This is a genomic window from Phenylobacterium sp. (assembly GCF_036963605.1).
Taxonomy (GTDB): Bacteria; Pseudomonadota; Alphaproteobacteria; order Caulobacterales; family Caulobacteraceae; genus Phenylobacterium.
This window is the reverse complement of record NZ_JBALUY010000018.1, coordinates 1-12,544: the sequence shown is the minus strand read 5'-3', so window position 1 is coordinate 12,544 and position 12,544 is coordinate 1. Positions and strand designations below refer to the sequence as shown.

Below are 12,544 nucleotides of genomic sequence, written 5' to 3'. Positions count from 1 at the left end.
TTCGGAAAAGCCCCACGGCTAGATCGTTAAGGTTGTAGGGCTCGCCTGTCCATAGCGGGTCGATGCGGCCCTAGTCGCCCGGCAGCCCGGCCTTGAGCTCGGCCACCCAAAGCCGCGCATTGCCATCGGACGGCGCGCGCCAGTCGCCCCGGGGCGAGAGATTGCCGCCGGACACCACCTTGGGCCCGTTGGGCATGGCCGAGCGCTTGAACTGGCTGAAGCCGAAGAACCGCTGCAGGAAGACCTCCAGCCAGCGGCCGACCGTCGCCAGATCGTACTGATTGCGGGCCTCCGGCGGGAAGTGCGGCGGCCAGGCGCCAGCGGCGGCGTCCCGCCAGGCGTGCCAGGCCATGAAGGCGACCTTGGAGGGCCGCAGGCCAAATCGGGTGATGTAATAGAGGTGGAAGTCCTGCAGCTCGTAGGGGCCGACAATGGCCTGGGTCGACTGGATGGCCCCCGCCGCATCGGCCGGCACCAGCTCCGGCGAGATCTCGGTGTCGAGCACCGCCAGCAGGATCTGGTTGGTCTCCGCCTCGAACTGGCCGTGGGCCGCGACCCAGCGGATCAGGTGCTGGATCAGGGTCTTGGCCACCGATCCGTTGACATTGTAGTGGCTCATCTGGTCGCCGACCCCATAGGTGCACCAGCCCAGCGCCAGCTCCGACAGGTCGCCGGTGCCCAGCACCAGGGCGCCGCGCTGGTTGGCCGCCCGGAACAGATAGTCGGTGCGCAGGCCCGCCTGCACATTCTCGAAGGTCACGTCATAGACCGGCTCGCCGCCGGCGAAGGGGTGGTTCAGGTCGGCCAGCATCTGGCGGGCCGCAGGCGTGATGTCGATCTCCTCGGCCGTAGCGCCGATGGCCCGCATCAGCGCCCAGGCGTTGGACTTGGTGGAGTCGGAGGTCGCAAAACCCGGCAGGGTGAAGGCCAGGATATTGGCCCGCGGCAGGCCAAGCTGGTCGCAGGCCTTGGCCGCCACGATCAGGGCGTGGGTGGAGTCCAGCCCGCCGGACACGCCGATGACGATCTTCTCGGTGCGGCTGGCCTTCAGGCGCTGGGCCAGGCCCTCGACCTGGATGTTGAAGGCCTCATAGCAGTCCTCGTCCAGGCGCACCGGATCGTCGGGGACGAAGGGGAAGCGGTCCAGGCGGCGCATCAGGCCGCGGTCGGCGAAGTCCGGCTGGTGGGCGAAGCCGATGCGACGGAACTCATATTCAGGATGGCCCTCGCTGACGGCGGCGTCGTTGAAGGTCGGGGTGCGCATCCGCTCCAGCCGCAGGCGCTCGACGTCCACATCGGCGAGCGTCAGGCCGCCGTCGGTGGGGAAGCGCTCGCTCTGCGCCAGCAGGGCGCCGAGCTCATAGATATCGCCCTGGCCGTCCCAGGCCAGGTCGGTGGTGCTCTCGCCAGGACCTGCCGCCGAATAGAGATAGGCCGCCTGGCATCGCACCGACTGGGAGGCGCACAGCATGGCCCGGTCGCGGGCCTTGCCCACCACCACATTGGAGGCCGACAGATTGGCCAGGATAAGAGCGCCGGCCAGGGCGCCGCGGGTGGACGGCGGATTGGCCGCCCAGAAGTCCTCGCAGACCTCCAGATGGAAGACGAAGTCGGCCAGGTCCTCGGCCGCGAAGACGAGATCGACGCCGAACGGGACGGTCTGGCCCGCCAGGGTCACCTCCAGGTCGGTGAGGCCGGCGCCCGGGGCGAACCAGCGCTTCTCGTAATATTCCCGGTAGTTGGGCAGGAAGGACTTGGGAACGACCCCCAGGATCTGCCCGCGGGAAATGGCCACGGCGCAGTTGTAGAGCCGGCCGTTGCGGCGCACCGGCGCGCCGATGGCCAGCACCGGGCTCAGGGTCTCGCTGGCCGCGCAAATCTCCGCCACGGCCGCCTCGACGGCGTCCAGAAGGGCGTCCTGCAGGTGCAGGTCGTCGATGGCGTAGGCCGAGACGCACAGCTCGGGGAAGACGATCAGGTCGGCGCCGGCCTCGTGGCCCTTGCGCGCCTGCGCCAGGATCGCCTGGGCGTTGGCGGCCGGATCGCCCACGGCGACCCTGGGCGTGGCCACCCCGCAGCGGACAAACCCCTGGGCCTGACTGGAATAGAACCGATGCGCCATGCCGCTCCTCGAACCCTCACTCCGCCGTCCGGCGCGTCAGGTTTGCTTGCCACAGATCGGGCTCTGGCGCGAGACGGAGGGCTTCAAGCCTGGCGACGAACCCGTCCCATGGCCGAGCGATGCAGGCCATAGAGCTGCAGGAAGGCTGCGACGGGGATGGTCCGTCCCGCCGCCGGGGTGTTGGGCGCCGCGGGCACGTTGAGCGGCGCGATCAGCCAGCGGTCGGGAAACCGCTTAAGCCGCTGGTCCACGGCGGCTCCGAGGTGCGGGCAATGGCTCAGAGCCAGTTTGGCGCAGGCCAGGTGGCACGGGGCGATGGCGCCGCCGTCAAACACCCGAGCGCCGTCCGGCAACTCGGCGACGCCAGGAAGCAGGTGGGCAAGGCCCGCCCGGCGCAGCGCCAAGGCGTCGGTCCAGCGGCCTGTCTGGCTCCACCGATCATCGGAGGAGGTTGGCTCACCGCACATGGGACAGAGCATGCGCCAGACGCTCTCGCGCTGCCGATTCATGTGGTTCTGCGAATAGTTGGGGCGTCCGACGCCGGGATTCTGCGCCTGATGCACCGCCGGCGCGCCCGCGACCGTCGGGCACGGACCAACCCCGAGCATCGGCTCCGCCGTCCAGCTGGTCACCCACGGGACATCGACGCCGACCTTAAGCCGGGATTCATGCGCCATGGCCTGGTCTTTCGCTGTCATGCGGACAGGCTGCGCGCCTTAGGTCCGAATATCACTCCCGAAATGTGCCACGGTTGGAGCGCCAGAGCGAGTTTGACCAAGCTTCGCCGGATACGAAGTCGTGGCGAGGCGTTGCATGATCCCCGTTAAGGACACGCCGTGACCCCAGATCCCTATCTGCTCTTCCTGTTCGGGCTGGGCGCCGTGATTCTACTGGTGGCCTGGCTGCCCCTGGGGCTGAAGCGCCTGCCGCTCAGCCTGGCCATCGTCTGCGTCGCCATCGGGGTGGCGGTGTTCAGCCTGGGCGGCCTGAACTTCAATCCCGACCCGCGAACCTATGACACCCTGACCGAGCGCCTGACCGAACTGGTGGTCATCATCGCCCTGATGGGGGCCGGCGTGAAGATCGACCGGCGCATGGGCTGGCGCAGCTGGGGCTCGGCCTGGCGGCTGCTGGGCATCGCCATGCCGCTGACCATCCTGGCCATCGCCATCCTCGGCGTGCAGGCGCTCGGCCTGTCGCTCGCCATGTCGGTCTTGCTGGCCGCGGCCCTGGCGCCCACCGACCCGGTCCTGGCCGCCGATGTCCAGGTGGGGCCGCCAGACTCGGGGGAGGAGACCGAGGTACGCTTCGCCCTGACCTCCGAGGCCGGCTTCAATGACGGCCTGGCCTTTCCCTTCGTCCACCTCGCCCTGGTCTTCGCCGCCGTGGCGGTCAGCGCCGGCGATCCCATGGCCTGGCCTAGCCCGCAGGACTGGCTGCACTGGGCGGCCATGGATGTGGTCTGGCGGATCGGCGCTGGCCTGGCCATGGGCTGGCTGCTGGGCCGGGCCATGGGCTGGATCGCCTTCGACATTCCCCATGTGCGCCTGTCAGCCACCGGCGATGGCCTGGTCGCCCTGGGCGCGACCTTCGTGGTCTATACGGCGACGGAGTTCGTCAACGGCTATGGCTTCCTGGCCGTCTTCATCGCCGCCCTGACCCTGCGCTCCCGCGAGCGCAACCACGCCTATCACCGCGCCCTGCACGACTTCGCCGAGCAGGTGGAGCGGCTGCTGATCATGCTGGTCCTGGTGCTGTTCGGCGGCGCCCTGGCCGCGGGCCTGCTGTCCAGCCTGACCTGGACCGACCTGGCGGCCTGCGCCGTCATCCTGCTGGTCATCCGGCCGCTGGCGGGCTGGATCTCCATGTGGGGCTCCAAGCTCACCCGCCGCGAGCAATGGCTCTCAGCCATACTGGGCGTCCGTGGCATCGGCTCGTTCTTCTACATCGCCTACGGGATCAACCATGGGGATTTCGGCTCGTCCGAGCGCCTGTGGGCGATCACCGGCGTCGTCGTGCTGATGTCGGTGATCCTGCACGGCATAGCGGCCACCCCCCTCATGGCCTGGATCGAACGCCCCGACAAAGGCGACCGGGGGGAGGGCGAGGAGGACGTGGTGGAGTGAGGGGGTGGCCGAGATGGCCCATCTGCCACCTCGCTTGGCTCGGCCAGCCGGTCAGTAGCATCTCGAAGATCGCTTACGGACCTTCCGGAACTCAAAGCGCGGCGCCGCAAGGCTGCTTCACCGGGCATACTTCTGGGATATAGCGGCCGATCAGGCTTTAGCGGCACCAGGCTGCGGCTCGTCGATAAGCGAGTCCGTCAGAAGCCGTTCAGTCAATGCAATTAGTAGATGTTTTTCGGCTTCGATATAGGCGGGAATAGGCGTGCGGCGAATGAACGACGCACCCTTCTTGTTGAATGGCGGAACAATGCCATCTTTCCCCTTCCATTTTTGCTTAGAAAAAATCCTTTCAAATATCGGTCCACAAATGCCGATAAATTGCTTCAGCACGAGTTTATCGTCTACGCCGCTCGGTGGATCGATCACGATGCTATCTCTGAACAACTGTCTAGCGTAACTTTTTGGATACGGCCTCAGATAGTGGACAACTTTAATCCCGCTCGCAACGATATGCTTAGCGCAGTTGTGGCAAGGAAAGGTGTTTACGTACATATCGCAGCCTCGGATCGCATGTCCATTTCGCGCTGCATCAGTGATGGCATTCATTTCAGCGTGAACAGTGCGCCCATACTCAAGTGAATCCATTAACTGAGAATTCTTAATCTTATCGTCTTCTCGATCCAGCAGCGCCTTGCGAAGCGCATTTGCGTCATTCTTATACTGATCAGAAATTAAGCCAGCATCAGCCATCCTGGCGGCTATATCGAGTAGCAGCTCCCGTTTACGCTCATCGTTACTATCGCGTTCAAGCTGAAATTCACGACCATCATTATCATCGCCAGTCCAATACGTACCACCCCCTGCCTTTGGAACCTCATTACATCCTAAGGCTTGGATTTCTGCTGAGCGGTTTATGATCGCCGCCCCGACCTGGCGGGATAGGTCACTTGAGCGAAGCGCGGCAGTGTTTGCGAGCTGCATACCGTATTCTTCGAGTGTCGGTGTAACACGGAAGTCTCCAAAAAGAGCTCTAAAGAATCGGTTGAGACCGTCTTTGAGACTGATAGGAGATGTGGCATCTACCACGACGTCCGAGGTTGGAAAGACATCTCGTACGCTCTGCCCGTACTCCTCGTCTTCCTGAGCTTCATCCTTGTCCATTAGCCGGCGAGCATTCGTTATCCAGTTCTCCCCTCGAGGCTGTTCAGCATGATCGTCTGCAATCCGATCCGATAGCTGTCGCTCCCGTTGCTCAAAGCCGGTGTGGATCGAAATCTGAATATAGTGCTCCCCGTATATGGAGCGCAGCAGCTCAGACTCTTCGTGGCGTTTGAGCTGATTAATAATATAGGCGCGCCGTCGGAGCGCTCCTTCTTCCCCCCTTGCGGTGGAAATCTGAGAGACGGCCAATCGAGCCATTATATCATTCATGCGCGTAGTTTTTCGTAAACCATTGCAGGCTTGGATATACGTCGCATACTTCTCTTCGGCCGTTTTATCGGATATGGGTCCGACGTCTTTTAGCTCCAAAAGGGCCGCGGTTGTTTTAATTTCAAACACCTCGTAGCCGTAATCATCAAGTGCATTCAGGATGAACTGCGATGCCTTCTTGAGATCAACGCCAACGCGGGCGACGATACCTATAAATAGTTCGGCATCTTTTGGCTGTGGAAGCATGCTATCTTCTTGCCCCTCGGGGATTCATGTTCGCTTCGAATGATGCTACAATGATTCCCTACGGGGAGATCGACCATGGCAAGCATGCTTCGCAAGGTACAACCAGGCTGGTTGGCGCAATCCATTAAGGATGCAAAGCAGTATGAGTCCAATAATGGTGATCGGGTCGCAGAAGTGCGCGGCAATTGGCGTCGGGACGACGATCAGAAAATGCCCGCCGGACGTGTTAAAAGCAAACCGTAAAACAGGCTCTTCGGTTGCGCGGTAATTAAACTGCGTGGCCGACAGCGGGTATCGACTGCGTTCCCGAGAGACCCTCTAGAATGTCTCTGAAGTCACCAAGATGTTTCATGGCGGCTTCAACGACATTGTCGTGCTCGGCAAGCTCCTCAGGGGCGAGCATCCGCGCATTGCCAGTTTCTTTCTCAAGCACAGCAATTCGGATGGGGTAGCCAATCCCCCCGGCGTTCAGTTTGCAAACATGCTTAAGAGCCCAAAGCGCGGTGAAAATTCCCCCACGGAGGCTTGGTGGGCCATCTTGCCAGAAGACCTCCCGCATAAGAGCTAAGAACGGGTCAGTGATTGTCTGCCCGATTCCAGCAGACACGTACCAAAGGTCTGACGCCTCTTTCATCTCAGGCTGGAAGCCGGAGTCGCCGTCCAACTCGCATAGGAAGGGCTGACCGGACGCAGACCCAGCAACAAAGGCGGAGAAGTTGACCCTATCGATATAGGTCTGTCGGAAATCTCTGATGCCAATCTCAGCCAATCGCTTCCCGTATTCGATTGGCGACTCCGGTTCGGCAAAATCTCCCGCCAGGACGCTCTTTTCCAAGACAGAATGGAAGCGCTGCATCAGGCCCACCTGCCCAGTCCCAGCCAGGATGAAACGATCGCCAACGAGGCGAAGTTTCTGTGTGGTGTTCTGCTCGATAGTCGAAACCTGACCGCCAGCGGAACCAAATGTCACCGCGCTATCGGCGCCAAGCACCACGCCGTCTATGCAATGAAGTCCTACAATGGATGTCATTCAACGAATATACTGCGTGCCCTCATCTGGGGATACGCCCTATAAATTGAACCAACGAGTTGGGCAAAGTTTAGGCTTCTGACCCATGCACTGACTTCGTGAATATAAGCTACAACATTGCGAGGTAGCGTCCCGACAACATCGGTACCGATCTGTTGCCCAAGCGGCGTTGTGGAATAGCGCCTTCCGCCAGGGCCGGGCGCCACTAACTCCAGATCGACTAGCCCAATTTGCCTTAGTGCCTCAAGCTCTTGATAGACGGACTTGTCGAAGGGGCCGTAATCGTAGGGCTCGAACTCAAATTGTTTTCCTCCGATGTGCGGAGCAATGTTCTCATCAATGAGGAAGAACATCTTTTGCACCTGGACGGGTGCAAATTGGGCGTGCGGCACCGTAGCCAGAGCAGCCAAGACGACCCTCTGCCGTGAGGTGAGCCCGGGGGCCATTAAAATCTCCTGCCCGAATCGTCGTCACTATCAGTGGGAGGCGTTAACCTCGTGTAAAGAGAACATAACAAGAACTAATGGTGGTGTGAAGGCTGCTGTCGCGCGCAGCTTCCGATTAACTCTCGAATGAGGTGATCCGTTCACACGCAGTGGGCTGTACCGCAGCTATGAAAATGGGGCTGCGCCACAAACGATGGTGAAGGTTTTTCATCTCTCCCTTACGCCCCAGACGAGAGGAAGGCCGCTCCAGGGCCGCGCTCTGCGCGCTCGCCCGGTCTCGCTATCCGGGCGGATTGCTTATGTAGATGACGTAGCACTACTCCGGGGGTGCCGGTCCGAGCCCTGATCTCGACAAGCAGCCTCGCTCCGCCGATCAGGACATCCGTTCTAACACGGGAGCCCGGGCGCTAGCCGCGTGAAGCTTGTGTATAACTCTCCCGGTAGCGTTGCTTCCAATATGCTTCCACGCAGGACGCGAACGAGTGCGCCCCGGCAAGGCCGGGGTAAGTTATACATATTTTTCAGAGAGATAGTGGTGCCGCCTAGGTGACTCGAACACCTGACCTACGCATTACGAATGCGCCGCTCTACCGGCTGAGCTAAGGCGGCCCGTGGCGACGCGGGGCCTTATGAGGGGCGCTGCGTCCGGGGGCGACTATTTAGCGGCTGTCGGGCCGCTCGCCAAGCGACTCTGTTGCGGTGGGGTGATCTGTCGCCGGCGCCAGCCAGACGGGGCCGAACCTGGCGATGATCAGGCCGCCCAGGATGCAGAGCACGGCGAAGGCGATGGCGGTCCAGTAGACGGGGCCGAACATCCGCGGCGGGGGGCCGGGCTCGGGCTCGTCCGGCGGAGGGGGCTCGGCGCTCAAGGGGAAACTGACGCAGCCGCCGCCGGCGCCGTGCGCTCGATCAGGTTCAGCAGGGCGGCCTCCATGGGCAGGGGGGCGAAGGCGCGCTCGCCGATCCTGGCGCGGGCCAGCGGCCTGGCCACCGCGCGCGAGAGGCAGAGCGCGCGCAGGTGGCGCGCCTCGCGGCCGCGCAGCAACAGGGCCAGCTGGCGAGCCGCCCGGGGGGAGTGGAGCAGGACCGCCTCGGCCTTCAGCGCCCGCTCGATCTCGTCCCGCGGCGGGGTGAGGGGTTGGGTCTCATAGATCGCCTGGCGTCGCGCCGAGACGCCGGCGGCGGCCAGGGCGCCTGTCAGATCGCCGGCCGGTTCGGCGGCGGACAGGTGCAGGACCGACCCCCGGAACTCGCCGGCCCGCCCCGCCAGGCCGCGGGCCAGGGCGTCCACGTCCCCGTCGGCCGAATAGACCTGGCGAAAGCCGGCGGCCCGGGCGGCCTGGGCGGTGGCCTGGCCGACCACGAAGACCGGCAGGCTCCGGTCAGGGTTGAGGTCGGCGAACACCCGAACCCCGTTGGCGCTGGTGAAGGCCAGGGCGCCGACGCCGGTCAGGTCGGGGACGACGCCGGCCAGGGGCGCGACCTCCAGCAGCGGCAGGACCAGGGGCCGGCAGCCCATGGCGCGCAGGCGCTCGGCCGTGGCCGCGGCGCCCGGCTCGGCGCGGGTGATCCAGATCAGGCGCCGGTCTTGGGACGTCATCGCCGCAGAAAAGCTTGAGCGGCCGCCCCTATGCAAGCCCGTAGACGCCGCCGGGGCGCTTTAGGGCGCGGGCTCTTCCGGCAGGATGATGGCGTCGCCGGCCTCGTCGCGCAGCTCGGCGCCCAGCTTCAGGCCCAGTTCGCGGGCCGCCACCATGGCGTCGGCGGCGCTGGTGAGATCCAACCCCTCTTCGCGGCGGAAGCGCAGGCGGCCGTCCGGGGACAGGGCCTCGACGATCAGGAAGAGCTGGCCGGCCTTCAGGGTCGCATAGGCGCCGATGGGCGTGCGGCAGGAGCTTTCCAGGGCCGCCATGGCGCCGCGCTCGGCGGCCACGGTGGTGGTGGTGTCCAGGTCGCGCAGGGCCGCCAGCCAGGGCTGGCCCTGATCGGCCTCGCGGGTCTCGATGGCCAGAGCCCCCTGGCCCGGGGCCGGCGGGCGCTCCACGGGATCGATGAAGCTCTTGGCCGAGCCGTCCAGGCCCAGGCGCTTTAGACCCGACAGGGCCAGGATGATGGCGTCGTACTCGCCGGCCTCCAGCTTGGCCATGCGGGTGCCGACATTGCCCCGCAGCAGCTGGACGTCCAGGTCGGGGCGGGCATACAGGCTCTGGGCCTGGCGGCGCAGGCTGGCGGTGCCGAGCCGGGCGCCCTTGGGCAGGTCTTCCAGGGTGCGGGCCTCGCGGCTGAGGAAGGCGTCCCGGGGATCCTCCCGCTCGGGGATGGCGGCGATGACCAGGCCCGGCGGCAGGACCGCGGGCATGTCCTTCATGGAATGAACGGCGCAGTCGATGCGGCCGTCCAGCATCGCCTCCTCGATCTCCTTGGTGAACAGGGCCTTGCCGCCGACCTCCAGCAGGCGCCGATCCTGGATTTGGTCGCCGGAGGTGCGGATGATCACCAGGGGGGCCACGCGCTCGGCGTCTTCGGGCGCAGCGCCCAGGGCCGCGGCGATGCGGCGCTGCATCTGGCCGGCCTGGGCCAGGGAGAGCTGGGAGCCTCGGGCCCCGATGCGGACGACGGGCGGTTGCGAAGACACGGTGGGCGGTCTACCTGCGATGCGATGACTGACAGCCCGCTGCTACAGGACAGGCGCCTTGGCCGCAACCGGATGACCGATCCCACGGCGCCGGGCCTCACGGTCCTGGGTCTCGAGACCAGCTGCGACGAAACCGCCGCGGCCGTGGTGCGGCGGAGCGCCGAGGGCGAGGTGCGCGTGCTCTCCTCGGTGATCGCCAGCCAGATCGCCCAGCACGCCCCCTATGGCGGGGTGGTGCCCGAGATCGCCGCCCGCTCGCACGTGGAAGCCATCGACGCCATCGCCGCCCAGGCCATGAGCGAGGCCGGCCTCTCCTATGACGATCTGGACGGGGTGGCGGCCACCGCCGGGCCGGGCCTGGTGGGCGGGGTGATGGTAGGGCTGGCCTTTGGCAAGGCCGTGGCGCTGGCGAGGTCCCTGCCCCTGGTGGCCGTGAACCATCTGGAGGGCCATGCGGTGTCGGCCAGGCTGGGGGCGGCCGTGGCCTATCCCTTCCTGCTGCTGCTGGTGTCCGGCGGCCATTGCCAGCTGCTGGAGGTGGCCGGGGTGGGCGCCTGTCGTCGGCTGGGCACGACCATGGACGACGCGGCCGGGGAAGCCTTCGACAAGATCGCCAAGACGCTCGGCCTGCCCTATCCCGGCGGTCCCGCCCTGGAGAAGCTCGCGGTCGGCGGCGATCCTGAGCGGTATGTCCTGCCGCGGGCGCGCCTGGGCCACAAGGACTGCGACTTCTCCTTTTCGGGCCTGAAGACCGCCGCGGCGCGGATCGCCGAGGGCCTGACCACCGAGCCTGAGCGCCGGGACCTGGCCGCCGCGGTCCAGACCGCCATCGCCCGCCAGCTGCGCGAACGCACCGAGCGGGCCATGGACCTCTATGCGCAAGATCATGGGGGCGAGGCGCTGCGTTTCGTCGTCGCCGGGGGCGTGGCCGCCAACGGGACCGTGCGTGCGGTGCTGGAAGAGACTGCGGCGGGCCGGGGCTTTTCCTTCACCGCCCCGCCGCTGGCCTACTGCACCGACAATGGCGCCATGATCGCCCTGGCCGGCGCCGAGCGGCTGGCCCTGGGGATCAGCGATCCCCTGGACGCCCCGGCGCGGCCCCGCTGGCCCCTCGACGCCGCGGCCGCCGCGGCCCATCCCAGCCACCTCGCCGGCCGAAAGGGCGCCAAGTCATGAGCCAGCCGATGAAACGCGCCGGGGTCATCGGGGCCGGCGCCTGGGGCACGGCCCTGGCCCAGGTCTGCCTGCGGGCCGGGCTCGCCACCACGCTCTGGGCCCGCGAGCCCGAAGTGGTCGCCTCCATCGCAGAGACCGGCGAGAACCGCCTGTTCCTCCCCGGCGTGGCCCTGGACTCAGGCCTCGTCTGCACCGGCGATCTGGCCGACCTGAAGGACGCCGACCTTATCCTGATGGTGGCGCCGGCCCAGCACCTGCGCGCCGCGCTCACGGCCTTTTCCCCCCACGCCCGGCCGGGCCTGCCCATCCTGCTCTGCGCCAAGGGGGTGGAGCAGGGCTCGCTGAAGCTGATGACGCAGGTCCTGGCCGAAACCCTGCCGGATGCGGCGCCCGCCGTGCTGTCAGGCCCCAGCTTCGCCGGAGAAGTGGCCCGCGGCCTGCCCACCGCCGTGACGCTCGCCTGTCCGGACGAGGCGCTGGGCCGGGCCCTGGCCGAGGCCATCGCCGGCCCGGCCTTCCGCCCCTACTACGCCGCCGACATGGTCGGCGCGGAGGTCGGGGGCGCGATCAAGAACGTGCTGGCCATCGCCTGCGGCATCGTCGAGGGCCGGGGCCTGGGCCGCAGCGCGCATGCGGCCCTGATCACCCGCGGCTTTGCGGAGATGACCCGCGTGGCCGTGGCCTTGGGCGGCGAGCCCGAGACTGTCGCCGGGCTCTGCGGCCTGGGCGACCTGGTCCTGACCTGCTCCAGCCCGCAGTCGCGCAATATGAGCGTCGGCCTGGCGCTGGGCGCCGGCCAGACCCTGGAGGCGGCCCTAGCCGGCAAGCTCTCGGTGGCCGAAGGGGTGGCCTCGGCGCCCGCCGTGCGCCAGCTGGCGGCGAAGCTCGGCGTCGAGACCCCCATCTGCGAGGCGGTGGCCGCCATCCTGGCCGGCGAGGTCGCCGTGGATGTCGCCATCGAAAACCTGCTGTCCCGTCCCTTGAGGGACGAACGCTAAGGATCCGCCATGAGCCTTTTTGTCCTGATGTGCTTCGACAAGGCCGACGCCCTGCCGCGCCGCGCCGCCGCCCGGGCCGACCACTTGGCCTATATCGAACAGCGCCTGGAAAAGGTGAAGCTGGCCGGCCCCCTGCTGACCGGGGCCGGCGACATGGCCGGCTCGCTGATCATCTATGAGGCCGATGACCGCGCAGAGGTCGAGGCCTTCGCGGCCGGCGATCCCTACAAGGCCGCCGACGTCTTCGAGCGGGTGGAGATCTCCGCCTTCAAGGTCACCCGCGGGGCCCTGGCTTGAGCACAAACCCCGCCCGTCCGCCCGCCGGGACCGACCT

The 12,544-nt window shown here is 66.1% G+C and carries 12 protein-coding genes and 1 tRNA gene; 4 read left to right on the top strand and 9 right to left on the bottom strand.

What is annotated here, in order from left to right; genetic code table 11:
* Nucleotides 1-70 precede the first annotated feature (70 nt).
* A complete protein-coding gene (locus V7702_RS05165) occupies nucleotides 71-2,122 on the bottom strand; it encodes an NAD(+) synthase (protein ID WP_335649071.1) in 2,052 nt (683 codons plus the stop codon).
* An 83-nt stretch (nucleotides 2,123-2,205) separates the two neighbouring features.
* Complete coding sequence (locus V7702_RS05160) at nucleotides 2,206-2,799, bottom strand: hypothetical protein (protein WP_335649070.1); 594 nt, start codon at nucleotides 2,797-2,799, stop codon at nucleotides 2,206-2,208.
* A 159-nt stretch (nucleotides 2,800-2,958) separates the two neighbouring features.
* Between V7702_RS05160 and V7702_RS05155 the strand changes: the two genes are divergently transcribed.
* Entirely contained in the window at nucleotides 2,959-4,248 is a 1,290-nt protein-coding gene (locus V7702_RS05155; RefSeq protein WP_335649069.1) for a cation:proton antiporter, read from the top strand.
* A gap of 150 nt (nucleotides 4,249-4,398) precedes the next feature.
* On the opposite strand, the gene V7702_RS05150 is transcribed toward V7702_RS05155, so the two are convergent.
* The 7 genes from V7702_RS05150 to hemC all read right to left on the bottom strand — a co-directional run bounded on the left by V7702_RS05150 (nucleotide 4,399) and on the right by hemC (nucleotide 10,036).
* Entirely contained in the window at nucleotides 4,399-5,925 is a 1,527-nt protein-coding gene (locus tag V7702_RS05150; RefSeq protein WP_335649068.1) for an anti-phage dCTP deaminase, read from the bottom strand.
* Nucleotides 5,926-6,193: 268 nt separating this feature from the next.
* Nucleotides 6,194-6,955: a hypothetical protein gene (locus V7702_RS05145; RefSeq protein WP_335649067.1), complete on the bottom strand. Its 762-nt coding sequence runs from the start codon at nucleotides 6,953-6,955 to the stop codon at nucleotides 6,194-6,196.
* On the bottom strand, nucleotides 6,952-7,365 hold the full coding sequence (locus tag V7702_RS05140) for a hypothetical protein (RefSeq protein ID WP_335649066.1): 414 nt from the start codon (nucleotides 7,363-7,365) through the stop codon (nucleotides 6,952-6,954). Before V7702_RS05140 ends, V7702_RS05145 begins: the two co-directional genes overlap by 4 nt.
* Nucleotides 7,366-7,934: 569 nt before the next feature.
* Nucleotides 7,935-8,010: transfer RNA gene (locus V7702_RS05135), tRNA-Thr, on the bottom strand.
* 50 nt (nucleotides 8,011-8,060) lie between these two features.
* Nucleotides 8,061-8,270, bottom strand: a complete 210-nt coding sequence (locus V7702_RS05130) for a hypothetical protein (protein WP_335649065.1) — start codon at nucleotides 8,268-8,270, stop codon at nucleotides 8,061-8,063.
* Nucleotides 8,267-9,001 (bottom strand): uroporphyrinogen-III synthase, encoded by a 735-nt coding sequence (locus V7702_RS05125; protein ID WP_335649064.1) that lies wholly within the window; start codon nucleotides 8,999-9,001, stop codon nucleotides 8,267-8,269. Before V7702_RS05125 ends, V7702_RS05130 begins: the two co-directional genes overlap by 4 nt.
* Nucleotides 9,002-9,061: 60 nt before the next feature.
* The gene (gene hemC, locus V7702_RS05120; RefSeq protein WP_335649063.1) at nucleotides 9,062-10,036 is read right to left on the bottom strand and encodes a hydroxymethylbilane synthase; all 975 of its coding nucleotides are present in this window, start codon (nucleotides 10,034-10,036) and stop codon (nucleotides 9,062-9,064) included.
* A gap of 72 nt (nucleotides 10,037-10,108) precedes the next feature.
* On the opposite strand from hemC, the gene tsaD reads away from it, so the two are divergent.
* Genes tsaD through V7702_RS05105 form a run of 3 tightly spaced genes read left to right on the top strand, consistent with a single transcriptional unit; the run spans nucleotide 10,109 to nucleotide 12,507 of the window.
* Entirely contained in the window at nucleotides 10,109-11,212 is a 1,104-nt protein-coding gene (tsaD, locus tag V7702_RS05115) for a tRNA (adenosine(37)-N6)-threonylcarbamoyltransferase complex transferase subunit TsaD (RefSeq protein ID WP_335649105.1), read from the top strand.
* A complete protein-coding gene (locus V7702_RS05110) occupies nucleotides 11,209-12,210 on the top strand; it encodes an NAD(P)H-dependent glycerol-3-phosphate dehydrogenase (RefSeq protein ID WP_335649062.1) in 1,002 nt (333 codons plus the stop codon). Before tsaD ends, V7702_RS05110 begins: the two co-directional genes overlap by 4 nt.
* Before the next feature lie 9 nt (nucleotides 12,211-12,219).
* The gene (locus V7702_RS05105) at nucleotides 12,220-12,507 is read left to right on the top strand and encodes a YciI family protein (RefSeq protein ID WP_335649061.1); all 288 of its coding nucleotides are present in this window, start codon (nucleotides 12,220-12,222) and stop codon (nucleotides 12,505-12,507) included.
* The last annotated feature ends 37 nt before the right edge of the window (nucleotides 12,508-12,544 follow it).